The sequence below is a fragment of the Candidatus Methanomassiliicoccus intestinalis Issoire-Mx1 genome, from assembly GCF_000404225.1.
Taxonomy (GTDB): domain Archaea; phylum Thermoplasmatota; class Thermoplasmata; order Methanomassiliicoccales; family Methanomassiliicoccaceae; genus Methanomassiliicoccus_A; species Methanomassiliicoccus_A intestinalis.
In genome coordinates this window covers 1,670,290-1,694,065 of the sequence record NC_021353.1, presented here as the reverse complement: position 1 = coordinate 1,694,065, position 23,776 = coordinate 1,670,290, and the positions used below count along the sequence as shown (strand labels likewise).

General features: G+C 41.5%; 32 protein-coding genes. 15 read left to right on the top strand and 17 right to left on the bottom strand.

Annotated elements, in window-relative coordinates:
• Nucleotides 1-253: 253 nt before the first annotated feature.
• Complete coding sequence (locus H729_RS08120; protein ID WP_048134084.1) at nucleotides 254-1,831, top strand: aldehyde dehydrogenase family protein; 1,578 nt, start codon at nucleotides 254-256, stop codon at nucleotides 1,829-1,831.
• An 18-nt stretch (nucleotides 1,832-1,849) separates the two neighbouring features.
• Here H729_RS08120 and H729_RS08115 read toward each other — a convergent pair whose 3' ends face one another.
• Together H729_RS08115 and H729_RS08110 are read right to left on the bottom strand one after the other, a co-directional pair.
• Nucleotides 1,850-3,151: a cellulase family glycosylhydrolase gene (locus tag H729_RS08115; protein ID WP_020449526.1), complete on the bottom strand. Its 1,302-nt coding sequence runs from the start codon at nucleotides 3,149-3,151 to the stop codon at nucleotides 1,850-1,852.
• A gap of 326 nt (nucleotides 3,152-3,477) precedes the next feature.
• The gene (locus H729_RS08110) at nucleotides 3,478-4,743 is read right to left on the bottom strand and encodes a cellulase family glycosylhydrolase (RefSeq protein WP_020449525.1); all 1,266 of its coding nucleotides are present in this window, start codon (nucleotides 4,741-4,743) and stop codon (nucleotides 3,478-3,480) included.
• A gap of 157 nt (nucleotides 4,744-4,900) precedes the next feature.
• Between H729_RS08110 and H729_RS08105 the strand changes: the two genes are divergently transcribed.
• The 8 genes from H729_RS08105 (at nucleotide 4,901) to H729_RS08070 (ending at nucleotide 12,178) form a co-directional block, all read left to right on the top strand.
• Nucleotides 4,901-5,596: a TIGR04282 family arsenosugar biosynthesis glycosyltransferase gene (locus H729_RS08105; RefSeq protein ID WP_020449524.1), complete on the top strand. Its 696-nt coding sequence runs from the start codon at nucleotides 4,901-4,903 to the stop codon at nucleotides 5,594-5,596.
• 41 nt (nucleotides 5,597-5,637) lie between these two features.
• Nucleotides 5,638-6,846 carry a geranylgeranyl reductase family protein gene (locus H729_RS08100; protein WP_020449523.1) on the top strand — a complete coding sequence of 403 codons (1,209 nt, stop codon included), beginning with the start codon at nucleotides 5,638-5,640 and terminating at the stop codon, nucleotides 6,844-6,846.
• A gap of 265 nt (nucleotides 6,847-7,111) precedes the next feature.
• Entirely contained in the window at nucleotides 7,112-9,022 is a 1,911-nt protein-coding gene (locus H729_RS08095) for an NADH-quinone oxidoreductase subunit 5 family protein (RefSeq protein WP_197736795.1), read from the top strand.
• The gene (locus H729_RS08090) at nucleotides 9,019-9,891 is read left to right on the top strand and encodes a respiratory chain complex I subunit 1 family protein (RefSeq protein WP_020449521.1); all 873 of its coding nucleotides are present in this window, start codon (nucleotides 9,019-9,021) and stop codon (nucleotides 9,889-9,891) included. The genes H729_RS08095 and H729_RS08090 overlap by 4 nt, the downstream gene beginning before the upstream one ends.
• An 11-nt stretch (nucleotides 9,892-9,902) precedes the next feature.
• On the top strand, nucleotides 9,903-10,349 hold the full coding sequence (locus tag H729_RS08085) for an NADH-quinone oxidoreductase subunit B family protein (protein WP_020449520.1): 447 nt from the start codon (nucleotides 9,903-9,905) through the stop codon (nucleotides 10,347-10,349).
• Nucleotides 10,346-10,726, top strand: a complete 381-nt coding sequence (locus H729_RS08080; protein ID WP_020449519.1) for an NADH-quinone oxidoreductase subunit C — start codon at nucleotides 10,346-10,348, stop codon at nucleotides 10,724-10,726. The genes H729_RS08085 and H729_RS08080 overlap by 4 nt, the downstream gene beginning before the upstream one ends.
• A 1-nt stretch (nucleotide 10,727) precedes the next feature.
• The gene (locus H729_RS08075; RefSeq protein WP_020449518.1) at nucleotides 10,728-11,807 is read left to right on the top strand and encodes a hydrogenase large subunit; all 1,080 of its coding nucleotides are present in this window, start codon (nucleotides 10,728-10,730) and stop codon (nucleotides 11,805-11,807) included.
• Entirely contained in the window at nucleotides 11,807-12,178 is a 372-nt protein-coding gene (locus tag H729_RS08070) for a 4Fe-4S binding protein (protein ID WP_020449517.1), read from the top strand. The genes H729_RS08075 and H729_RS08070 overlap by 1 nt, the downstream gene beginning before the upstream one ends.
• Before the next feature lie 224 nt (nucleotides 12,179-12,402).
• Here the strand turns inward: H729_RS08070 and H729_RS08065 are convergent, their stop codons facing one another.
• The 3 genes from H729_RS08065 to H729_RS09915 are packed head-to-tail and all read right to left on the bottom strand — an operon-like array spanning nucleotide 12,403 to nucleotide 13,955.
• On the bottom strand, nucleotides 12,403-13,344 hold the full coding sequence (locus H729_RS08065; RefSeq protein WP_020449516.1) for a tyrosine-type recombinase/integrase: 942 nt from the start codon (nucleotides 13,342-13,344) through the stop codon (nucleotides 12,403-12,405).
• A gap of 12 nt (nucleotides 13,345-13,356) precedes the next feature.
• Nucleotides 13,357-13,632 carry a hypothetical protein gene (locus H729_RS08060; protein WP_020449515.1) on the bottom strand — a complete coding sequence of 92 codons (276 nt, stop codon included), beginning with the start codon at nucleotides 13,630-13,632 and terminating at the stop codon, nucleotides 13,357-13,359.
• Nucleotides 13,632-13,955 carry a hypothetical protein gene (locus H729_RS09915; protein ID WP_147554423.1) on the bottom strand — a complete coding sequence of 108 codons (324 nt, stop codon included), beginning with the start codon at nucleotides 13,953-13,955 and terminating at the stop codon, nucleotides 13,632-13,634. Before H729_RS09915 ends, H729_RS08060 begins: the two co-directional genes overlap by 1 nt.
• Nucleotides 13,956-14,157: 202 nt before the next feature.
• On the opposite strand from H729_RS09915, the gene H729_RS08045 reads away from it, so the two are divergent.
• A complete protein-coding gene (locus H729_RS08045) occupies nucleotides 14,158-14,520 on the top strand; it encodes a hypothetical protein (protein WP_020449512.1) in 363 nt (120 codons plus the stop codon).
• Nucleotides 14,521-15,018: 498 nt separating this feature from the next.
• Here H729_RS08045 and H729_RS08040 read toward each other — a convergent pair whose 3' ends face one another.
• Nucleotides 15,019-15,456 (bottom strand): ribbon-helix-helix domain-containing protein, encoded by a 438-nt coding sequence (locus H729_RS08040; RefSeq protein ID WP_020449511.1) that lies wholly within the window; start codon nucleotides 15,454-15,456, stop codon nucleotides 15,019-15,021.
• Between the two features lie 54 nt (nucleotides 15,457-15,510).
• Between H729_RS08040 and H729_RS08035 the strand changes: the two genes are divergently transcribed.
• Nucleotides 15,511-15,747 (top strand): ribbon-helix-helix domain-containing protein, encoded by a 237-nt coding sequence (locus tag H729_RS08035; RefSeq protein ID WP_020449510.1) that lies wholly within the window; start codon nucleotides 15,511-15,513, stop codon nucleotides 15,745-15,747.
• 80 nt (nucleotides 15,748-15,827) lie between these two features.
• Here H729_RS08035 and H729_RS08030 read toward each other — a convergent pair whose 3' ends face one another.
• Both H729_RS08030 and H729_RS10065 read right to left on the bottom strand, forming a co-directional pair.
• Entirely contained in the window at nucleotides 15,828-16,139 is a 312-nt protein-coding gene (locus H729_RS08030; protein ID WP_020449509.1) for a hypothetical protein, read from the bottom strand.
• Nucleotides 16,140-16,160: 21 nt separating this feature from the next.
• On the bottom strand, nucleotides 16,161-16,334 hold the full coding sequence (locus H729_RS10065; protein WP_020449508.1) for a ribbon-helix-helix domain-containing protein: 174 nt from the start codon (nucleotides 16,332-16,334) through the stop codon (nucleotides 16,161-16,163).
• 92 nt (nucleotides 16,335-16,426) lie between these two features.
• Between H729_RS10065 and H729_RS08025 the strand changes: the two genes are divergently transcribed.
• The 3 genes from H729_RS08025 (at nucleotide 16,427) to H729_RS08015 (ending at nucleotide 17,726) form a co-directional block, all read left to right on the top strand.
• Nucleotides 16,427-16,675, top strand: a complete 249-nt coding sequence (locus tag H729_RS08025) for a hypothetical protein (RefSeq protein ID WP_048134081.1) — start codon at nucleotides 16,427-16,429, stop codon at nucleotides 16,673-16,675.
• Between the two features lie 486 nt (nucleotides 16,676-17,161).
• On the top strand, nucleotides 17,162-17,542 hold the full coding sequence (locus H729_RS08020; protein WP_048134080.1) for a ribbon-helix-helix domain-containing protein: 381 nt from the start codon (nucleotides 17,162-17,164) through the stop codon (nucleotides 17,540-17,542).
• Entirely contained in the window at nucleotides 17,517-17,726 is a 210-nt protein-coding gene (locus tag H729_RS08015) for a ubiquitin family protein (RefSeq protein ID WP_020449505.1), read from the top strand. Before H729_RS08020 ends, H729_RS08015 begins: the two co-directional genes overlap by 26 nt.
• Here H729_RS08015 and H729_RS08010 read toward each other — a convergent pair.
• Nucleotides 17,720-17,959 carry a ribbon-helix-helix domain-containing protein gene (locus H729_RS08010; RefSeq protein WP_020449504.1) on the bottom strand — a complete coding sequence of 80 codons (240 nt, stop codon included), beginning with the start codon at nucleotides 17,957-17,959 and terminating at the stop codon, nucleotides 17,720-17,722. The genes H729_RS08015 and H729_RS08010 overlap by 7 nt on opposite strands.
• Before the next feature lie 88 nt (nucleotides 17,960-18,047).
• On the opposite strand from H729_RS08010, the gene H729_RS10060 reads away from it, so the two are divergent.
• Nucleotides 18,048-18,206, top strand: coding sequence for a hypothetical protein (locus tag H729_RS10060; protein WP_172618687.1), 159 nt, complete (start codon nucleotides 18,048-18,050; stop codon nucleotides 18,204-18,206).
• A gap of 151 nt (nucleotides 18,207-18,357) precedes the next feature.
• Here the strand turns inward: H729_RS10060 and H729_RS08005 are convergent, their stop codons facing one another.
• The 8 genes from H729_RS08005 to H729_RS07980 form a co-directional block, all read right to left on the bottom strand.
• Nucleotides 18,358-18,591, bottom strand: a complete 234-nt coding sequence (locus tag H729_RS08005; RefSeq protein ID WP_020449503.1) for a hypothetical protein — start codon at nucleotides 18,589-18,591, stop codon at nucleotides 18,358-18,360.
• Between the two features lie 147 nt (nucleotides 18,592-18,738).
• On the bottom strand, nucleotides 18,739-18,891 hold the full coding sequence (locus H729_RS10055) for a ribbon-helix-helix domain-containing protein (protein ID WP_020449502.1): 153 nt from the start codon (nucleotides 18,889-18,891) through the stop codon (nucleotides 18,739-18,741).
• Nucleotides 18,888-19,241: a hypothetical protein gene (locus tag H729_RS08000; protein ID WP_020449501.1), complete on the bottom strand. Its 354-nt coding sequence runs from the start codon at nucleotides 19,239-19,241 to the stop codon at nucleotides 18,888-18,890. Before H729_RS08000 ends, H729_RS10055 begins: the two co-directional genes overlap by 4 nt.
• 155 nt (nucleotides 19,242-19,396) lie before the next feature.
• The gene (locus tag H729_RS07995; protein WP_020449500.1) at nucleotides 19,397-20,404 is read right to left on the bottom strand and encodes a hypothetical protein; all 1,008 of its coding nucleotides are present in this window, start codon (nucleotides 20,402-20,404) and stop codon (nucleotides 19,397-19,399) included.
• A complete protein-coding gene (locus H729_RS07990; RefSeq protein ID WP_020449499.1) occupies nucleotides 20,401-20,931 on the bottom strand; it encodes a hypothetical protein in 531 nt (176 codons plus the stop codon). The genes H729_RS07995 and H729_RS07990 overlap by 4 nt, the downstream gene beginning before the upstream one ends.
• Nucleotides 20,928-21,740 carry a hypothetical protein gene (locus H729_RS07985; RefSeq protein WP_020449498.1) on the bottom strand — a complete coding sequence of 271 codons (813 nt, stop codon included), beginning with the start codon at nucleotides 21,738-21,740 and terminating at the stop codon, nucleotides 20,928-20,930. Before H729_RS07985 ends, H729_RS07990 begins: the two co-directional genes overlap by 4 nt.
• On the bottom strand, nucleotides 21,737-21,880 hold the full coding sequence (locus H729_RS10050; protein WP_172618686.1) for a hypothetical protein: 144 nt from the start codon (nucleotides 21,878-21,880) through the stop codon (nucleotides 21,737-21,739). The genes H729_RS07985 and H729_RS10050 overlap by 4 nt, the downstream gene beginning before the upstream one ends.
• On the bottom strand, nucleotides 21,877-23,775 hold the full coding sequence (locus H729_RS07980; protein ID WP_020449497.1) for a hypothetical protein: 1,899 nt from the start codon (nucleotides 23,773-23,775) through the stop codon (nucleotides 21,877-21,879). The genes H729_RS10050 and H729_RS07980 overlap by 4 nt, the downstream gene beginning before the upstream one ends.
• Nucleotide 23,776: the final 1 nt, after the last annotated feature.

The following is a 23,776-nucleotide window of genomic DNA, read 5'->3' as shown; positions in this document are numbered from 1 at the left end:
TTCAGTACTTAATTCGTGCCTGAGCACCCGGCGGTTTGTCATGTTTTTATCCGGGTTTATTTCAGCCTAATCTTTCGATGTTTTTGTTTTTGGCAGCCTCCTATTCTTTGTATCTAATTTTTAGGTATACAACTTTAAGTTGTATACATTATGCTATATACAATAGTTCTTCTATATAATAATTTCTGAAATCTGCGGATTATAAAACTCAAAATTGGTTATCATTATATTGTTTCAAAACCATTCTCTCGATATGCAGTCTAGCACAGAAGTTGGTGAAGAATACATCATCAAAGTCAATCCCGCAACACTTGAAGAGTTTGGAAAAATCAAATGCAATGTAACTGATGATATTCCGCTGGCACTTCAGAATGCTAGAATTGCTCAAAATGAGTGGATGAAAAGGTCCTATAATGATAAAGCAGTAATAATGAATAATATCCAAGAGGCCGTAGTCTCAAACATCGAGGATATTGCAAGAACAATCTGTGGGGAGACAGGAAAACCCAAAAGTGAGGCAATATCAACAGATATCTTTGCTGCCCTGTCAGCTGGTGAATATGCAAACAGCAAGATGTCTGAATTATTCAAAAGAGAGAAAATAAATTTAGAGGATATGCAGTTTCCAATGAAGCTTGCCGGAAGAAGCTCATATATTGCTCCACGGCCGGTAGGTGTAGTTGCAGTAATCTCTCCTTGGAATTATCCCTTTGGAATTCCCTATTCTCAGACTATCATGGCACTGGCGGCTGGTAATGCTGTAATTATAAAACCATCATCAGACACTCCACTGACTGCAGCAAAGATGCTTGAGATAATGAAAAAAGGAGGTCTTCCAGATAATCTAGTCCAGGTTCTTGTAGGTCCTGGTAGAACTGTAGGAGATGCTATTTTAACATCTGATGTGGACAGGATAATCTTTACTGGAAGCGGAAGTGTCGGACGGAGAGTAATGTCCCAAGCATCTCAGAGGCTTACTCCAGTAACCCTAGAGCTGGGTGGAAAAGATCCCATGATTATCCTTAAAGATGCAGATTTGGACAGAGCTTCTTCAGCAGCAGTATGGGGATCGTTTGTAAATTCTGGACAAACATGTGTCTGCGTGAAGAGAATCTATGTGGATGAATCGATCTTTGAACAATTTTTGGAAATGTTTAAAAATAAAACATTAATGTTAAAACAAGGCTGGGGTTGGGATGATCAAAACATCTCACTTGGTTCCTTAATAAATGAAGCTGCACTGCACGATATGGAAGAACACGTACGGAAAGCTGTAGATGAAGGAGCCAAAATCGTCACCGGCGGAAAGAAAAATCCAGATTTAAATGGATATTATTTTGAACCCACTATTCTGATAGACACTCCTCAAAATTCATCGGCTGTGCAGGATGAGATATTTGGTCCGATTGTGACCGTGATGAAATTTTCTTCCGAGGATGAAGCAATAACGTTAGCTAATGACTGCAAATATGCACTTTCCGGATCTGTATGGACCTCAAATATAACCAAAGGAAAAGTAATGGCAGAACTTGTTAGCAGTGGAACGGTTGCAGTCAACAATCTGCTCTATACATATGGATTGACCGCAACTCCTTGGGGAGGAAGCAAGGAAAGCGGATTTGGCAGGACCCATGGAAGATTTGGATTCGAAGAACTGACAGAACCTCATCACATTCATATCGATAAAGGAAAATATGCAGAAGATCCGTGGTGGTTTCCATACACCAGTGAAAAGTCAGAATCACTGGAAAATTTCATGAACTTATTCTATTCGCAGGATGGGTCTCCAATAAAATCTCTGCTGCAGCTTCATAAGATGATGAAAAAATAATTAAAAAAAAGGTTTGATTTACTGCTTGCGAGCAGTAAATAGAGCGATAGCAATCACAATTGCAGAAATGAGAGAGATGACTGCTAAGGACGCTGACGATCCTTTGCTTTCATTTTTTTCACTCGAGTCAATGCTTCCTTGATCTGTATTTAAGGAGCCATTTGAATTATTTCCTTCAGGGTTGTTGATTGTATCGTTTTCTTCGTTGTTGTTATTGTTGCCATATGCCGGTTCGTCTGGATCTGGTAGCGTTCCGCCGGTGTATGGATATCCATCAGTTCCTGTAAGAACCATTGATGTTATAGCCTGTCCGCCAGCATTCCATATCGCTTCTTCACCATAGGTATGGCGAATGAGAGGATATACAGAATTATCTGCAAGTTCTCCCCACAGCAAAGGCAGACCATAGTGATCAGCCCAAGCTTCTGGCTGCGAGAATAACGATGAATCCTTTGCTGATGCATAGTAGTGTCTGTGAGCTATCTCAAATCCGACATCTCCTGTTGAAAGTCCAAAGTCATCTCTGCTCCATTCAAACAAGGTTCCTAAGCCTGCTACGCCCATTGTCCTTGGATGAGTGGAAGACCCAGAGGTGTCTTCAGCAACTGCAGATGCCCAGTTGGAGAAAGCCTGTTTATCCCCATGCCAGTAATTTGCATTGCAATTATTGTGGTCTGGTTCATTGAACATATCATACATCGCGACAGCATTCTCATTTTCCAGCAGCGACATCATACTTTTGCAGTACTGAATGTAATTCGAGTATGCAGAAGAAGATGTATCAAATACTGAGCCTTCTCCTCCGAACTGATATGCTGGATATTCTTGAGATCCAGCAAGAACAAGGCATACCCAGACACCGTGCTCCATAGCCTCTTCACACATCGTTTTTAACATGGAGACATATGATTCGCGGTGATTCAGCCATGCCTGGTACTGAATGGAAGATCCCCATGAATCTCCAGCACCGATCCTTACTAAATTGCAGTCATAGTGCTTCATAAGAGCAAAATACTGGTGCCAAAAGTCATTGGCAGTCGCATTTTGAGAGATTCTTCCCCCGTTCGATGAAGTGTCTGGACCATCGAATACTGAATTCTTTCCGGCTACCGATGTATCGCCATTTACATACGCCATTATTGCGAATTGTAATGCCGTTGTATCCACGACACCGAAGAATTTCTCTTCAGGAATTTCACCATCGATCAGGATATTTGTTCCAGATACGGTGACTCTTCCCGATACAGAAGTTTCCGAAGCCGCTTGTGCTTCGGATGCAATAATCACGCCAGGCAATAGCAGCGCAAGGGCTGTTATCATTGCTACCGTCTTGGTTGCTATTTTTATTTAATCCCTCCTGGTTAGAGCCGCTCAGGACTAAGTCTAACTATTAAAGATAGTTTGCGTCTAAATATCACAGCTGATTTAATCTATTACTTATATTCATATGTCTTAAAATCTTAGGGATCTGGCTGATGTATTGCGACTTATAAATTCTTTAAAAAAATCTCCAAATAAACAAGTTATATTTCTCTTAATATCTTACATGTGCTGCAATTAACTTCATATGTAAATGTGATACCGCAAGCTCATAGGCAGTCTGCAACATAATTGATAATTGAATTATTTAAAATAAAAATATAGATTTAGAGTTTTCCTCTAAATCTTAAAAATAGAAACATAGCACCAATAAAGCCAATCACTGGAGCGAATGGATTTGAAAGATCATTAGAAGTATCATTTGAAACAATATGATTAACTTCTTCAGTAACTCCATTGGCTACAGATGCTGATTCAATCGTATCGCCTGCGTAAGGATATCCATCAGTTCCTGTAAGAACCATTGATGTTATAGCCTGTCCACCGGAATCCCAGATCTCTTCTTCTGCGAATGAATATCGAGTCAGCGGATATACAGAATTATCTGCAAGTTCTCCCCAGAATAGGGGTATATCCGAATTCTCTGCCCATTTTTCCGGCTCTTCAAATAACGATGAATCCTTTGCTGATGCATAGTAGTGTCTGTGAGCTATCTCAAATCCGACATCTCCTGTTGAAAGATCGAAATCTTCTTGAGACCAGGAACTAAACAGATCTCCATATCCTGCTACGCCCAGTGTCCTTGGGTGTGTCGATACATTATTCGTATCTTCAGCAACTGCAGATGCCCAGTTGGAGAAAGCCTGTTTATCCCCATGCCAGTAATTTGCATTGCAATTATTGTGGTCTGGTTCATTGAACATATCATACATCGCGACAGCATTCTCATTTTCCAGCAGCGACATCATACTTTTGCAGTACTGAATGTAATTCGAGTATGCAGAAGAAGATGTATCAAATACTGAGCCTTCTCCTCCGAACTGATATGCTGGATATTCTTGAGATCCAGCAAGAACAAGGCATACGTATACTCCGTTGCTTTCTGCTGCTTTACACATATCAGTCAGCAGCGATGTAAACTCATCGTTGTGATCTTGCCATGCCTGATACTGGATTTCTGTTCCCCAGATATCGGCGGCTCCTATTCTTACTAAATTAACATCATAATATGCCATTTGAGCAAAATACTGATTCCAGAAAATTTCTGCAGTCTCGTTTTGCGTTATCGGCATAGAATGAGCAGTATCTGGTGAATTAAACACAGAGCTGCGGCCCGCGAATTCATCATTCCCGTTTATGTAATTCTCTGTCGCCATTGCTAACACTGTAGGGTCTACAACGCCGAACAGGGGGTCGTCTTTGGTTGAATCGTTGAAGACGATTTCATGACCCGAAACGTCCACTCTCGGCAGGCCGTGTTGATGGACTGCATGCGGAGAGTGATCAGCAGCCGACGCATTAGTCGCCAGTGCTCCGCCTGAAAGCAGCAATGCTGCCGACAGAGCTACCGCTAGTACGGTTGCACTTTTCATGATATTCCCTCTTTCGGTCTGAATTATCTCAGACAGAGTCTTTTGTTCAAGGATACAAACCCCTTGAAGTGTATTCTGTTCTTAAAATCAAAATTGATATCATCTAATCATTGGAAAGTTATATCAAGAGCCAGTACCCACAATACATATCTTATCTATGACTGAAATAGGCACCACAGACTACAGAGGAGTACAGGTAATCCTGCTAGTAAACAACTCCGATGACACCAAACATCGGATCGCAGAAGAGCTGGGTAAAGATCTTACGATTAGGCTGTACAGAGCTTTTGTACATGACATATTGGATACTCTGGATTCATCAGATCTGCGATATGCAATTTCTCTATATCCTGAAAATTCGGACGTATCTGAATGGCTAGACAGAAATGTCGATATATATGCCCAAAGGGGAGATACGCCGATCGAACGTGTTAAAAATACATTCGTGGATGCTTTTTCAAGAGGTGAGAAGAACGTCATGGTGTTGGTGAGTGATATTCCTGATATCCCTGCTGAAGAGGTTATGGAAGCAATATACTCATTCAAAGACAGTGATGTTGTAATCGGTCCTTCAGTGGACGGTGGGTACAATCTAATTGGTTTTTCTGAAGAATCTTTTAGGGAATCTGCTTTTGACAACATCTCCTGGGGTACAGATATGGCATTTGCAGATACAGCAGAGAAGCTTGGAGGCATGAAGATTTATCTTTTGTCACCATGGCCAGATATTGACACCATTGCAAATCTAAGATCTCTTCTGAGAGATAAGAGGAATCCAAAGTTCCAATCATCGCACACTATGAAAATTTTATCAGAAACAAATCTCGTCAGCAAGTCTTCATGTGGTGTATAAAATAGATTAATAGTATTGATGCTTCAGGAAATCACATTGATATGTACGATGTAGTGATATCTGGTTGCGGGCCTGCGGGCTCTAATGCCGCATATAAATGTGCAGCTTCTGGATTAAAAGTCTTAATGATTGACAAAGATCCATTTCCTAGAAAAAAATGCTGTGCCGGCGGTTTGTTAGAGCGTGCGTCTTCATTAGTGCCTGATTTCTCTTCTAGTTTAATTGAAAAAGAGATTTATGGCGCTAAATTTGTAATGGGCAGTGAGTCCATCGAAATAAAATCAGATACACGAGTTGCGGTTACTGTTAAACGGGAATCATTTGATACATTTTTGCTTAACCGCGCTGTGGATGCAGGCGCTGAATCGATTACTGGCAGCCGGGTTTTAAAGGCTGTAGAAAAAGATGATCGTGTAAACATAACATATGAAAACGAAACAGTCTCTTCTAAGCTATTCATTGTTGCAGAGGGAGCTTCAAGCAGAGTATCAAACTCATTATTTGGTGCACCTCTGCCAAATTCCAGAGCTATTGCAATATCTCAAAATTTGAATGTGGATGATGATCCAGGAGACTGCTTTGTGATATACACAATCGGTCGTTCTCCTCAGAAACCAAGACTCAGGGATCGATTCCCATCTTATGGATGGGCGTTTCCAAGAAAAAATCAGGTAAACATTGGAGTTGGTGGAATCGCTTATCCCACAGACTATCTGAAATGTTCAATGGATAAGATCTGTAAACACATTGATTCACAGTTTCACGTATCATCCAGTGAGGATCTGACCGCACATCCGATTCCCTATTCCGTACGTGATAAAGTCTATACAAAAAGATGTATGGCAATTGGTGATGCTGCAGGTTTAGCGAGTCCTCTCTCCGGAGAAGGATTTACGTATGCTATACTCTCAGGGCTGGATGCCGGCGAAGCCGCTGTAGATTTCATCCGCCATGACGTTTCAATATCGGATGCATACGGGAAAAGGCTGAAGACTGATATTTTTCCGTATCTGAGATCTTCAAATCTAGCTGCCAGATTGATTGCGCTGTCTGCTGGTTTCTGTAACATACCATCACTGGTTAAAGAGTTCAGCTCTGATGCAATGATACAGAAAACCTGCATCGAATACGTTCTTGGAAAATGTGACTGGACTAAGCTGTTTTCTGTCTGTTTTAAACGACTCCCAACTGCCTTGACAACATCATTCGGGCATCCATTAGTCCCGGAACCGCCCGTTTTCAATTCGTAAGCAGCACACGTTTTATTGTTGTTTATATGTGTTGGACAATGCCCTCTTTTTTTAAAAATGATTAATATCGATATGTAATCTAATTTAGTTATTAACACGAATGTGATGTATCAATGCAGCGCAGATTAGATTATAAATCCTGAAATATATTATGTATTTTGTTTTTATCTGGTCGTCTTTTGATCCATGACACTGGTTGACCCGGTGCTTTAGATAGTTTTATGTACTCACGAAAAGGTTTGCAAACGACTAAATTGGATCTGAGATGATGTATGATATATTGTTCCTCTTGCTGTTTCCGCTCATCGTAGCGGCGATATTGCTTGTTTTTAGAAATGAAAAAATCAGGAGCATCATTGTAAAGGTCTCTGCCGCTATTATTGCGATAGCATCGATCTATGTTGCAATCGAATATATTGATGGCGGAACGGTACTCTTTGATTTTGAAAATGAAATTGTTGATTATCTGATGCTGATAACTGAGGTCTGTCTTGGAATTGTTATCTTCTATTTAGGTATTAAGCATAAGAAATATCTCGTTTCAATTTTAGCGCTTATCCAGACGCCTTTGATGACATGGTTCGAACTTACAAAAGGGCATGATATCTCAATATCCAATTACCTGTACATCGATGGGCTGTCATCTATAATGGTTTTAATCATCGGCATAATCGGGAGCTTAATTACCGTTTATGCAGTTGGATACATGAAAGATTTCCAGCATCATCATGAGGGTGAGCCAGATCGGAGATATTGGTTTTTCTTCCTGATGTTTGTGTTCCTCTCTGCAATGTTTGGAATTGTAACATCAAATAGCCTTGTTTGGATGTTCTTCTTCTGGGAGATTACAACACTCTGTTCATTCTTCCTTATTGGCTACACCAAGACTGATGAAGCAGTAAGAAACTCATTCCTGCAGTTAGTTCTCAATTTGATTGGCGGGTTAGCATTTGTATTTGCAATAGTGATAATTGGCTCTGAGCATGACATTCTAGAATTCAACAAGCTTTTAGAACTTGGAACAGAAAGCATCACTGTTCTTCTGCCAATCGCTCTGCTTTCATTAGCTGGTATTGTAAAAGCAGCGCAGATGCCATTCCACAGTTGGTTACTCGGTGCAATGGTTGCTCCTACTCCGACATCTGCATTACTGCATTCATCAACAATGGTAAAAGCCGGTGTATTTCTGATACTCAAACTGTCTCCAGTTCTGCACGACAATATTGCAGGTGAGATGGTTATGATCGTTGGAGGTGTAACCTTCCTCTTAGCTTCAATGGCTGCTATCTCACAGAGCAATGCAAAGAGGGTGCTTGCATATTCTACAATCGCTAACCTGGGACTGATTGTAGCATGCGGCGGTGTTGGAGTAGAAGCTGCCGTCTGGGCTGGAATAATGTTAATGATCTTCCATGCAATTACAAAATCACTTCTGTTCCTTTGTGTAGGAACAGCTGAGCATCATATAGGAAGCAGAAATATCGAAGACATGGACGGACTTTTCTGTGAAATGCCGAAACTCGCGATGTTAATGATTATCGGCATTGCAGGAATGTTTCTGGCACCTTTCGGTATGCTCGTGTCAAAATGGCAGGCAATGACAGCATTTGTCGACTCTCAAAGCATCATTCTAATCATATGCATCTGCTTTGGAAGTGCGGTTACTGCATTCTACTGGACCAAATGGCTGGGAAAATTGGTTGCTATCGTGTCTAATAAAGATAATGTTGAAAAAACAGTCCATAGAGAAGAATGGGTCGTTCTCGGGGCACTAGCAGCACTGGTCATTGTAACATGTCTTACATTCCCGCTGATCTCTGAGTATATGGTAATGCCATATCTCGGAACTGTATTCACAGCCGGGGGCTCTGTTATTGCAGCGCTTGGATCTGGAAACATGTATATCCTGTTAGCTATGCTGGCATTAGTCCTCTTACTTCCTATTCCATTTCTTGGAAAGACGAACAAGAAGATTGTGCCGACATATATGTGTGGAGTAAACACTGGAAACAATCTTTCCTTCACTGGTGCAATGAACTGCGAGACTCAGGTTTCTCTCAGAAATTGGTACATGGAAGGCTGGTTTGGTGAAGACAGGATAAACAAATTCGGTCTGGTGATCACCATAATAACAATTCTCGCTGCAATCATTTTGATTCTGGGGGGTGTAGCATGAGTACTATTTCAATGATCATACTCGTAATTGGGTATCTTGTTCTAGCTCCGATACTGGGCTGTCTGTTGGCCGGCGTTGACAGAAAAATAAGTGCAAGGATGCAGGGCAGAGTCGGCCCATCCATACTGCAGCCATATTATGATGTACGCAAATTCCTGGAAAAGGATCAGATCACTCCAAACAAGGTCCAGGATTTCTATGTAATGTGCTTTTTGCTCTTCATAATCATAACTGGATGTATCTTCTTCTCTGGGGGAGATCTGCTGCTGGTAATCTTCGCACTTACGCTGGCGAATGTATTCCTGATAGTTGCAGCATTTTCTTCATATTCGCCCTATTCTCAGATTGGGGCGGAAAGAGAACTATACCAAATGATGGCGTATGAACCGATGGTTCTGCTGACTGCGATAGGATTCTATCTTGTATCAGGCAGTTTCCAGGTCGATGCAATACTATCCGGCGACGAGATGCCGTTCATTTATCTGATAGGTATATTCATCGGATTCCTGTTCATACTGACTATAAAATTCAGAAAGTCTCCATTTGATCTCAGCATGTCTCATCATGCTCACCAAGACTTAGTGAGAGGTTTAACAACTGAATTCTCAGGACGCTCCTTAGCTGCTGTAGAAATCTCTCATTGGTATGAAAATATCATGTTGCTGGGATTCGTGTTCCTGTTCTTCTGCAACGGAACTATTGTAGGTTATGTTGTTGGAATAGTCGTATGTATTCTGGCATACTTCCTGGAGATTGTCATAGACAATTGTTTTGCAAGAATGAAATGGCAGGTTGCACTGAAAAGTTCATGGGTAGTAGCCATTGCTTTAGGTGTAATCAATGTCGGTGCGTTAATGATACTGCAGTAAGGAGGAGTTAAATGACATACTTATCAAAATCCCCATGGGTAATACACTACGATGGATCTAGCTGTAATGGATGCGACATAGAGGTATTAGCTTGCTTAACTCCTGTGTATGATGTAGAGAGATTTGGGATAATAAATACTGGAGATCCCAAACAAGCCGATGTATTCCTCATCACTGGCTCTGTGAATGAACAAAACAAAGAGGTCATAAAACAGATCTATGAACAGATGCCAGATCCAAAAGTTGTAATTGCTATCGGCATATGCGCAAATTCTGGTGGAATTTTCAGAGATTGCTACAATGTTATGGGTGGAGTGGACACTGTAATACCTGTAGATGTTTATGTTCCAGGATGTGCAGCACGACCAGAAGCTATAATTGATGGCGTTGTGAAAGGATTGGGCATCTTAGAAGAAAAACGAAAATTATCAGAGTCTGCAAAGGAGGCTTCAAAATGAAAGATGCTATCTATACAATTCAAAACTTCATTCAGATTGATACTTCAGAATTACTTCAAAAAATCAGGGAGCTTAACTCTGAAGGATACAGGCTGGGACAGATATGCGGGACCCCTAAGGGAGATGAAATGGAACTTCTCTATTCCTTGGATAAAGATCTCTCTCTTCAAAATTTGAAATTAACAGTTTCATACGAAGCCAGTATACCAAGTATAACCGAAATTTATTGGCCGGCATTCATTTACGAGAATGAGATACACGATCTGTTCGGAATAAACTTTACAGACAGCAAATTAGACTATCACGGAAACTTCTTCAAATTGTCTAAGCCAACACCCTGGAAACAACAGGCAGAGTCTGAAAAGGAGGATGCATAAAATGGGAAAGAGTACGATCATTCCGTTTGGACCACAGCACCCAGTACTTCCTGAACCAGTGCATCTTGATCTTGAAATACAAGATGAGAAAGTGATCCGAGCCATCCCCTCAATCGGATATGTCCACAGGGGTTTGGAAAAATTAACAGAAACAAAAGATTACAATGAAATGTTCTACGTAATCGAGAGAATCTGTGGAATCTGCAGTTTTGGTCATGGCTGGGGATACACCTTAGCCGTTGAAGGGCTCATGGATGTTGAGATACCAGATCGTGCAGATTATTTAAGAACTGCATTCCATGAACTTTCTAGAGTTCACAGCCATTTATTGTGGTTAGGGCTTCTGGCAGACGGACTTGGATTCGAAAGCTTGTTTATGCATTGCTGGAGACTCCGCGAAAGAGTTCTAGATCTGTTCGAAAAAACTACTGGAGGTCGAGTAATCTTTTCTATCTGTAAAGTCGGCGGATTACGGAAAGATATAACTCCAGATATGCAGAACGAGATCCTGAAAACCATAAAGGATCTAAGGGCCGAGATCAAATCAATAACCAATGTTTTTGATGATGTCTCAGTAAAGAACAGGTTATGCGGAGTAGGGTGGCTTTCTAAGTCAGAAGCTATAGATCTTTGCGCAGTAGGGCCGGTAGCTCGTGGTTCTGGAGTTAACAATGATATCAGATTAACCGGTATCGGAAAATATCTGGATCTGGGATTCAAGCCCATTCTAGAGGAAGAAGGGGATTGCTATGCACGATGCAAAGTAAGGATCAGGGAGATTTTCCAATCACTGGATCTTATTGAAAGAATCATGCTTGAGCTTCCTCAGGGACCAGTCGATGTACCTGTCAAAGGAATGCCACCATCTAAAGAATTTATTGTGAGAGTAGAACAGCCTAGAGGTGAAGCATTCTATTATGTGCAGGGAAATGGAACAAAATATCTTCAGAGAATGCGTGTAAGAACACCTACCAACGCAAATATCCCTGCAATGGTAAAGACTCTGCAGGGCTGCGATCTTACGGACGTTTCCATGCTGATCCTGACGATTGATCCATGTATAAGCTGTACGGAGCGGTGATGGGATTGGCATCTTTTAAAATGGCTAAAACCGTGCTCAAAAGTCTGTTCAAAAAACCTGCAACTGCAATGTATCCAGCAGTGCCTAGGGAATGGACTGAACGCACCAGGGGACATGTCAGCATCATCGAGGAAAACTGCATCTTATGCGGGATCTGTGCTCGTAAATGTCCCACGAATGCAATTTCTGTAGACCGCAAAGGCAAAATCTGGACAATCAACCGGATGTCATGCATTCAATGCGAATCTTGTGTTGAAGCATGTCCTAAAAAATGCTTAGCAATGGCACCTTCGTACACTCCGCCGAATGTAGAAAAAGTTACAGATGTATTTGAGATTCCATTGCCTGATAAAGAAAAAACAGAAGCATAATTCTAATCTACTGATCTGGACTATTGTTCCAGATCAATTTTTCATATTTTTATCCCTCAGATTTTACACTCAAACAATCTGCTTATTTTCATTAAACCTGAGAATGTGCAATTGTTCTGCTAAAAATTAATAGTTGGTAAATTGGTGGGTCCGTCCGAATGGGTTTGTTTTGGTACTTAGCCAGTATATTAATTTATGATGTTCTATAATCATTTTTTCACCTTTTATTCTGTAGAAAATTCATAGCTAAACGGAGACAATTCCATTGCCTCCGTCATATCATCAAAATTCAATCCAAGATACTGAATTGTCGTCTTTACATCATCGTGTCCAAGCAGTTTCATTATGGATACGAGAGGTGCTTTAGCTTTGTGAAGAGTGCGACCAAAGGTTCGACGCAATGTATGATTTGAAAAATGGAAAGGCAGGCTCCTTTCAACACCAGCAACGATTTTATCTATGCCAGTTGTTTTAACTGTTGAATAAGGGTGCAGAACATCGTTTTCATCTATCCAAATCATGAACTGATCTGGAATGTCAACATCCGCTCCCCAATGATTCATTGATCTTGTTACAAGGCCGTGCCTGTACTCCGCATACATGTTTACAATCTTCTGAGTGTCCTTATGGAACGGAACGACTCTGGGCTTCCCTCCCATTCTTCCTTTTCCAAGAACATCTAGATACCCATTTTTGATTGAACTTGTCTTGAGCCTAGCAACCTCAACTCTTCTCAATCCTGTACATAACTCAAGATGTATTACAAGCTCTTGCGGTACGGTTTTCTTAACAGCTACAAGCTGTTCACCCTGTTCAAGAGTCAGCCAGTCAGCGTTAGGTCTCGTGTCGTATTGCAGTCTGTATTTTGTTTCATGTACTGCTGTGTTGTTGTAAAATATGCAGATACGCCTAAGAGCCTGCATATACCCCTTGATAGTATTTACTGCATACTCGCCGTCAATCAGAGTATCTAGAAGCCACTTCACATCGTCTTTTGTAACTGTGTATGGAAGTAGTGTCTCGTCTCGCTGGTGTAAGATTCTGAAAACGCATTGGACTTGGTTCCGATAATATCTAACTGTGGAATCCATTGCAAACTCTTCATTTTTGATATGCTCGCAAAGTTTCTCTGTACACGTTTCAATAGTCGTTGGATATCTTCCCATCCAGACACACCTTCAGGGGTCGATCAGTTCAACATACTGGCAGTCGTAATTTTTTACAGCAGTCTCTTCACCATCCATTGCCTCATAAATCTGTCTTATTCTTCTAAGCATGAAGCGTCTGGGAGTTCCATCATCACTATCAATGTCTATGATATCTCCAGATTCCGGTTCAACAGACACTGCAAGCTCAAAATTGAAGAATGGCATCCAGGGTTGGGGTATTTGCAGAATATTGTCTTTAAGAAGTCTTTCGGCAGCATCTTCACCTTTTATGTGCCAGACCGACATCATTCATCACCTTCAGGATACCAACATTCAAAGAATTTCTCAAGCCCGCAACCTGCGCACTGAGCTATAAAACAGTCAATGCCTGATTTGAGTTTTAGCTTCCATTCATTTTTACCGCATCTGAGGCATACTTCGGTTCCCGATGCGAGATTCTCAAGCAGCACAGGCTTTCTCAGATACTCTTTCATCTCTGCCAGCGAGTCTTTACTCTCAAGTTCTATATCTTGAGAGCTTTCGCTAATCCGTATATTTTCTTCCATGTTCTTTCCTCCAGTTTTAAGAGTGGCTAATGGCCCCAGCGAACCCAAAATTAAAGGAGCCATTGGCATAGGTGTGTTAGCATGTCTAAGGGTTCTTTTCAGTGTACTTACAGCGATTTTGGACGGCTGGGTGGGTTCAATAGCCGTGTTTAAATTTAACTTCGCTAATTCAGAGAAATACAAAGTAAGTATATAATAATTTCTAACTTTGCTAAATTAGAAATATTGAAGATAGTTAAATAACAAGAATCCAACATCTAGAAATGTGCGAAGTTCAAAGGATAATGCAGAGTTCAATATCAGAGACATTGAAGATATGCACAAAATGTCAACGATCGTCTACATATACAAATGCGGCGGTCACTGCAAAAAGTCAGATGTGTATGAAAATGTCTCTAAAATCCCTGCAATGGTGAATAAGATCAGAGATCTAGAAGACATGGGACTGCTTGTTGAAACCAAAAGCGGTGAAAAGAACAAGATATATCTGGACTTGACAGAAAAAGGAATGAGATTAGCTAAAGCAATTCTGAACATGGAAAGGATCCTGAATGATGAAGTGATTGAGGAGGAAAACTTTGTCTCTTCATCTGGGGCAGTTCTTTCTGAAGTAGAGAAAAGAGATTAGGTGCTATCTGACTATGATACAGCTCTTTTCTGAAATCATAGAGTATACACATGCAGACATAAACTGGGTTAATGCAAATCTGAAAGCTAATGTGCCTATTGGATGCGATGGACGGTATAGTTAAGCAAAAAAGTATAAACATCTTAGCACATACAATTTATGGGATCAGAGGTGACCGCCCTCTTGCGAGGACGGGGTTCGTAACGTGAACCGCTCGTGACTGACATTAGTGCCAGTCAATAGTGATCACAACCGAATCATCGATCATGATCATAGTGCAGATCACCACGGTCAAACGTGGTATTTTACCACCTCCTCCCGAGGGTCTGACCCGCAGAGAAGGTTTGGCGACTCACCTCTGCGGAGTCAGCTCAACCTCTTTCGGGCGATTTTTGGATAGAAGTATAGGTATAAAAAATCTTTTTGGATACGATCTTAAGGATGCTAGATAGCATTATCTCCGCATTCAGCAACCGAAAACCTTTACCTTCCTCTCTTTCAACGAAGTATTTTTCCTATCGTTCCAAAGTAGCCACGTAAAATAAAATTAATCATCTGGCTTCTTGACTCGTATTTGCCTTTATCAACACTTTCATCAATCAGAGATATTAAATGATTCGGCAACGAGATAATAATAGGCGTCTCATTACGTTCTTTGATTGCAGCCTGTATCATGTCATAGACACATTCAGACAGATCAGCGCATTCTGTCTCTTCTGCAATTTCTTTGACAACATCAAGATCAAAGCCAGTGAGCTCAATTGCTACTTTTCCATCTCGCATCTGCGCATCTCGTGCATCAATGTGAGATGAGATTATGTATAGAATAAAGTCATTTAAATTGTCATAACTCTCCTTGCATGCTAGCTCTTTCAAATCATCTAAAGTTTCATCATCAATATCAATGTCAAAAAATGGGATATCCTCTTCATTCATGTACACGATCATGCACACCTTTGTATATATTTCTAAGTTAGATAACTACCTGCGATGCCAACTAAGGTACCGCCGAAAAAGTCGTTTAGGGTTCTTGTACCAGAAGAATTAGAGCCGAAGATCGATAAATTAGTCGAAGAAGGACATTACAATGGAAAAAGTGATTTTGCGATGCGGTTAATCAGAGACTACATTGACAAGAAAGAGGAAGAAGAAACAGTACGAAAAAAGTATGAGATTTTAAAAGCTGAAAAGAAGCTGAAAGAATCGTCAAATGACGAAAAAGAGTGATGGTAAAGGGATCGGATCACGATAGACCCCGCTCATTATTCTTGTTTTAGCATCTTCACCTTTTATGTGCCAGACCGACATCACTCATCACCTTTGAGATCGCCTTCATCTACTATGCTGTGCAGTATGTTGACGAGTGCCTGCAGTTCTGTTTTTCCGAGCTTTGCAAAATATTCTGAACCTGCTTCATCATCAAGATACTTTCCGATTGTGATCGCAGGAGCATTTGAATCGTCCCTCGTCACACGGATCTGTATAAAATCGCCGTCTCCATACATGAGCTCGTATTCTTTGACAATGTGATTGAACTCTCTAACCTCTATGGTTCTAAGTTCACTCAGTCTGCAGAAAGCAGATTGAGAGCTTTCGCTATTCTGTATTTCATTTGACATTTTTCTTTCCTCCGTTAAAAATTAAAGGGTTTGAATTTGTTTTTTATTGTCTCGTGAGATCTTTTCTAAGATTGCCAGACGAACAAAGTCAGCTTTATTCATTACATAACCATCTGCTACTTTGTTGTCTATGTCCTCTAAAACCTTGTGTGGCAGTCTCACTGAGACGATCTCACTATTTGATTTAGATTTCATGTGGAATACATGCGTAATCTAGTATTTAATAAATACACTAATATTACAAGTGTATTGCAAATAATAAACTACTCAAAATTCTACTAACCCCTATGCCTCGTAAAAGAACTGGGGACTCAGTAACAGAAGGATTTTCGGTGAGGGTTCCTTCAGGTCTTAGAGAATTTATTGAGTGGGACGTTGCAGAAAATAAGGAGCACGTCACGAGAAATGAATGGGTTGTTCGTGCAATTGAGCACTATAAAGCGTATCGTGTAGAACAAATTGCAAAAACAAAACAAATTAACGCATCAGTGGTAGAGGCTGTTTCTGAGGAATCATCAAAAAAAGGAAGAGCGTGACTTTATCACAGCTCATTTTTCTCAGTATCTGCCTTAGTATATTTTAGTGTACTATCTTGTTTTACAAGAAACAAAGCAAATAATATAAGCTCAAACGACAATAAGAAAACTAAGATGGAGGTGACCGCCCTCATAAGAGGACGGGGTTCGTAAAGTGAACCATGCTTTACTGGTCTTATGACCAGTCGATAGTGATCGTAAGTTTGCCGATCACTATCTGGAGTCTGCGTCGAGAAACAGAGACTCTAACGAATTTCACGTTTTCACCTCCTACCCGACGAGGATCCAGCCCGACGGAGACAGCGACCAAACCACCTCCATCGGGTCTGGCTTCGCCCCATGTTTGCCGGGCATTTTTCTGATTGGCTTTTTCATATATAAAACGCTCATATAATCAGGCCATTATTGGCCTATGAATACCATGAATGAACCCCATAAATGGCCAATTTCACTTAACTTTAAGAACTAATCATTGATTTTGAAATTGTGAATACAAGCGAGAAAGTGAAAACATCAGCCACTGTCGTCAAGATTTCTCTGTCACCAAAAGAAATTGAGAAGATAGACTCCACTATCGATGCTGGCTATGCACTTTCCCGCTCTGATATTTGCAGACAGGCACTGCATAGATACTTATCAACAATTGACAGGCTTCAAAGCAGCCGGGACATAGATGCAGACAATCCCAGATATGTGAAAGCAGATTCGTTTCATGCCTATGCAGATCATAGGGACGGGTGTTACAGATGCGATATAACAAATGCAATTTGTGAACGCATAGGTACTGCTGGTGATTGCAGAATGTGTATTGTGCCTTTTATAGAGAAAATCGGTGATAGCATTGACAACAATTCAAAGAAAGCTTGAAGAGGCAATTAAGGTACATAATCTAAGCGATATTGAGTTAACGATATATTCAAGATACCAATGCGGAGAAAGCATTGGTATGATCGCAGCAGACTTGAAAATGGAAGAACAAGAAGTTTACAAAATTGTACATTCAGCAATTGAAAAGTTTCCTGAAGGTACAGCAAGACCTCTTGACTACTGATCCTCATTCTGTTTTCGCTTCTTTTCTTTGGCACACTGGTATTTATGCAGCTCGTATTCATGCGCTACAACATTCTCATGACGACGATCGTCAATGTACTTTCTGATGAGTGTGAGGGCTAAATCACCGCGACCATTGTATTGTCCTTCAGCAACCAACTCATCAATCTCAGGTATCAAACCTTCAGGAACGAGTACCTTGAATGCAACCCGTTTCGGCAACTTTTTTGGCATTAAGCAAATATTATTGTACTTGATCTCTTATAATAAATGGGTCCATTAATGGTATTCCTGTAATACCTCAAGCCAAGAAGGAAGCAAAATGAGTGACAACAAAGAATGTGAGCTAGTGTTTTATGCAGATGAAGACACCTATGAAAAAGCTGAAAAAATGGCTAAAGAGCTGGGATTGAAGGATGTTGGAGAATTTGCAGTATATGCCATGCGCTATTATGTAGAAAAATCAAAAAAATTTGAATAATCCGCTTCAAGGTGTTAGAGAACTGTGGCGGATTAGATACTGCTGTCTGTATATGAGGAGATGACGAATATGGATCGCATCTCCTCTATGCGTTATATGAATATTATCGACTGAAAAATAAACATGTATTCAACACCTGTGTTTATATAGATCAGTCTTCAGTGCGGTCTTCAGATCTCTGAGATTCTTTGATAGTCAGCAGGGTGATTTCGTCCTGAACAGATTTATAATGCTTTTTATCTTCGAAATAACGTCTCATACAATAATGAGAAAAATCTCCTCTGCCGTTAAATCCGCTCTCAGACACTTCGTCATCGATCTGATCTAAAAACTCTTTCGTAACGCTGGCTTTTACTGCATATTTCCTAGGTGTGCGTGATGCCATAAGAATTAAAACTTATTATGCGTATAAGTTTAGCTTAGAATCTAGATAGAAAATAATAAAACATCGTCAATCGATGAGAATTAAAGAATAAAAACGAGCAGGTAGACAAAGATCCTGCTCTTAAGAATCGTTTTAAATCGGCAATCTCTAAAGATCAGTCCACATTTCTTCTTTTTCCATTGTGCACCTCAGTATGTGCCTGATATAATCGTTCCTGCTCAGATATTCACCGAGTTTGATCTTGTTGTCTATGTATTCAACTATCAAATCAGGAAGCCTGATAACAATTTCTGCTGTCATTGCACACGCCTCCTCCAGACTCCTGTTCTAGCAGCCCGTTTAACCTCATGCTTACCGCCTGAGCGTTTAGTAGCACCCTCATAGACGCTTATTCTGACGTCAGGGACTGCTGATGTGTCAAGATAGATCATGATGTCGCCGTCGATCGTTGCCATATCTGTGTATCTATCATCCCTGAGCTTAGCTGGGTGTTTTCCTCCGTACTTCTTCCGTGCTTCTTTCTCTTTGCTTGATATCTTTGCCAAAGCGTTCTGATCTTTAGCGCTGAGCTTCCTCTCGTTTTGTTTAAGCTTGGGTTTTGATGATGATTTTGACTTTGAAATGATTGATTTTCTCTTTGTTTTTACCATGTTTTATACCCCCCGTTTTATGATAGTTTTCTGGATAATTCGCAGTGGCTCATAGGTGGCTCATTTGGCTCAGCTCAAAAACGCTGGTCGCGCGTGCGCGCGCATGCGTAATGTAATTACGCGCGCGATAATCTGCCAAACGTGGCTCAAACGGCTCACCGGCTCACCTCAAGCATTTTCTCAATCTTTGCTATGCCTCTTCTCAATGTGCTGTAAGGGATGCCCAATTCCTCGCTTGCTTTTCGGATACTTTTTCCTTTTAGCTTCACCGCCTCATAGCACGCTATTTCTGAGTCGTAAAGATGCGATTCTTTGAGCTCATCTAGCGTGACCTTCTCAGTAGTGTGAGGCAGAGTACTTTCATCGGTTGACTCGGTACTTTCCTCGACTTCTTCCACGTCAAAAGTGTCAAAGTATTCCTCCGATCTGATCATCTTTGGGAATTCGGGGAAGTCAACGACATGAGAACGGTAGATGCCCACGCCCTCGTCTGTACCGGCGAGCGGTTTGATGCAGCCTATTGAGATCGACTTAGCCTTGTCATCTCCCTGATTGATGCGGTTCCACGTCTGGTTTAAAATGTTCATGTAGGGTGTGGGGATGTTCTTCTTGAGCTCCGATGCATCGCCTTCAGTAGTCATCGCTGTTTTATAGATGGTCAGAGGGGCGTCACGGAAGGCGACATCAATTTCTTTGATTCTTTGAGCTGAAAAGATGATGCAGACTAAACCGACATCCTTCTCGCTCTTGCGCTTGGCAATGTGCCTGATCTCATAGAATGCCGATACCATCGCCTGATGTTTCATGTAATCGCGAGAGGATGCGAACTGGGTAGCATCATCGACAATGAGAAGATTAACCGCCTTTGAGTCGTGAAGTTCCTCAAGAGCAACTCGCATATCATTTGTATAAACGAGATTGACGTTATCTATCCCGTATTTCCAGACACAATACTGGGCGAGCTCTATCAGTAATGTTGTTTTACCGCTCTCCATCATGCCTGAGATGAAAAGATGAGATATCCGAACATGGCTTGACAAATCTGGAAAGAGCCTTGCTTTAATCTCATCCGTGATGTCGTAAGGCATCCACGGCGACGGCTCAAAGTCAAAGACATCATCAACCTCAGATGTAATATCAATGACTGGAATATCTGCGCTCATTCAATCACCACAGGCTTATCCATATTATCGATGGTTATCAGAGTTTGAAGAGTATCTGAACGGATCATCTTTCTGATTTCGTCATATCCCCTTAAGCTTGCATGTTTTCTCAATCTCTCCTTTGTATCTTTGATATTCTTGATCTCGTTCTGAATGATCGGTCTGTCGATCACCGCAAGGAGCATTTCTAGAATGATATCAGTCTCTTTCCTTGCTTTTGCATTTGCTTTAGTCTCAACGTACTTTATCATGCCGTTTTCAGTTGTAAAGATCATGACTGTGTCATTGATAGCAAACTCATGCCTGCCGTCTTCTAAGACCCGATAACGACCGTTATTTGTGTTGAATTTTGCAATCTTGTTAGTGTTCTCTACAAGCAGTGCATTGAGATCAATTTCTACCAGCTCAAGCGTCTCTAAGACTCGTTTAAGCTCATAGTACTCAGAACCGCTGAGAGTTGCTTTTCTAATCTCTTTCGTGAGTTTGAAACGTCTCTTTGAGATCATATCTGCGTTAGAACTGCTCATGCCTTTGCCTCCTCTGAGTCTTTAACATCATCTTTCACCTTGTTCAGATAGTTTGAAATGTTATCCAGCGTTATTTTTTCATAGCTTGGTCTTGTAAGCTCAATGATTGATTTGGCAACACGCTTAGGCACTGTATTTTTCAATCGTGTGACTTCATTAGAAAGAGTCAGTACGGTGTCGTTCAGTGTGTCAAGTGCGTCAGTACGTGAAACAAGCTCGGCATGCGATATTTGATTGGCAACAGCGACACCGATCGTTGTTTTATACCGTTTTAACTTTAATTTCCCTACACGGTCAAACTTGGTGTCGAGCCTCTCAACATTGCATACTTTCCTTTTGTACATCTTGATCTTGAATTGAGCATCTACATCCCAGTTAAATTCCATTTTCACACCTTGAGTATCAAGCTCGTGTACAATGCCAAACAGCAGGCGTTTGAGAAGTGCTACGTTGGTCTGATCGGCGATGTACTGTTTTTCCCCTTCTTCGTAGATCACCGTCTTCAAAATCGCTGTGTATCTTGCTTTAGGCGAGATGTACTCAATAGTCTGATATGACTGCTCGTTGCCTAGTATGTAGCCTATGATGTATCCAAGCATCGCAGGCACACACCAGTAAACATCTTCTAACGTGATAGGGATTAATTCATATTCTGCACCGATCACACATATCACGACACCAATTATGAATGCCAAACTGAAAACGTCTTTAGGATAGACGAATTTAGTCAGCATCTGTAATTTTCGTCCTGCTGTGATCATGATGCACATCACGAATACTGAGAGTACGATTGCGATGCCTAAGCTCACAGCACACCCTCCAGCAGTGTTTTCACGATGTCTTTGAAAGCGTTGATCGCATCATGCAGCAGAGCTTGAACGTCGATTACGCCCAGACAGGCTAAAATAATGATAACTAGGGCAGCTAGCCCTAGTATTAGTTTAATCATAGCATCCCCGTAATCCATCTAGCGCCGAATATTGCCAGCAGGACGAATATTCCTGCAATGAGCAGTATCCACCAATATTCACAGTCAAGAATAATCCACAGCTCCACGAAGCAGACAGCTATCAGTATGAGGATTGTCGCGACCAAAGGCACAGCGTCAATCAGATGCGGAATCACAGTCGGCGGTGGTCCTGGAGTGACTGTTATTTCGTGCCACTTTTCTATCTCTTTGATCGTGACTGTGTAGCTGTCTACAGACGCCTGACTCTTCTGAATCTGTTTGATGTCGAAGCTGTAGTTAGGGGTGACAGCCAACATTGTCGGTATTTTATCTCCTTTTGTCCATGTGTTCAGATCCTGCGATTCACCCCAGATCGCAACATTTCCGACCTGATCTAACGTAACTTTGCCGATGTGGAGATTCAGAGCATTAAGCCAGACGTATGGTGAAAATACGACGTCAGTGTAGACCGCCGTTCCGTTTTCGTCATAGATATCTCCTCTTACTAAGAGGTCAAGTGAATCTGCAGATATCAGGAATCCAGTCTTCTGGATGTTGCCGTTCGTCCGTTCATAATAGTCGTGTACCTGTTGTAGATAGGAGACTGTCAGCATATACATCTCGTCAGCAGAAACTTCTACAGAGTTGTCTGGAATGAGTGATGAGGGACTTAACAAAATGTTAGCTTCCTGTGTTGTGTTGAAGATTTGCCAGATCGCCTGAGCAGAGGCGTGTGCTTTGGAGAGTGTCTGCTCAGTTGCTGTTATCATTGTCCCCTGCTCTTTGAGAATCAGTAAGAGGTCTACGGTCTGCGAGCTGGTACCGTCGCCTGTTTCTACTTTGATTCCTAACGATTCATAATTCTTGTTGTCGATGGTGACATGACTATTGCTGTAGAAAGCAAGCTTGAAAGAGTCAGATGCAGACAGCACAGCGACAGGCTGGACTTTTGCTACGTTCGCTGAAACAGTCGGTAAGATTGAACCGGCATACTGGCGGTCTTTCTGGAACGCATACGTTCCGGCTGGGATTCCCATTGCAGCAAGATCGTTGTATCCAGCGGCTAACTGGTACTGAGTGCCGTTCTCTGAATGGATTGTAGCACCGCCTCCCGAAACCCAGATTTCTCTGTTATCGAGATACGCACGGTTGTTGTCTGAAGTTATATTAAGTCCGTTTCTGATCTTAATGTCCATTCCCGACCCGCTCATGGGAGTGTCACCGTACATGGTGACTATGCTCATGCTTCCGTAGCCAGAAGCTCCTGACCATGTGCTGAGACGTTCAGTCAGCAATGCAAACGTGACGTCTGGTCCCTCTTCGATATTTGCAAAGAGTTTAGAAAGGTTCTCAGCCAGACTTGATCTTTCAATTATGTGAGTTGCATTGTAACGTTCTCCTAGAACCCACGACTCAGTAGCCGCTATCTCAGACTGCCTCATCCAGTACGCATTTGAGAACTTCCAGATGTCGGCATATCCTGAAATACTGTTAGCAAGCAGTTCTTTGTTGCTGTTAAGAATTGTGTAGACTAACTCGGCTTCATGAAGCCTCATCTGCTTAGCAACCTCGTCCTCGTTTCCTGCCGGCGGTGTGCCTGGAGGGATGATCTCCCCCTTGTAATAGTACTCGGCAGCTTCCCATCCCAGCGCGCTAAGGGGGTTCATGTGTGCTAAGACATCAACTGCAAAGAAGCCCCAGTCAACGTTTCCGTCTTTATCTCTCCAGCCGTCGAACCAGTGGTCTGTAAAACCTGCTAAGACAGTAGCGTCTGCATCAGTCTGCTGTTCCTCTTCCTGAAAGATGAACGGACTGGAGACTGCTACAGCAAGCATGCATAGCGTGATTATCAGAGCAACACATGAGGCAATTCTTTGTTTTTTAGTAACCTTCATT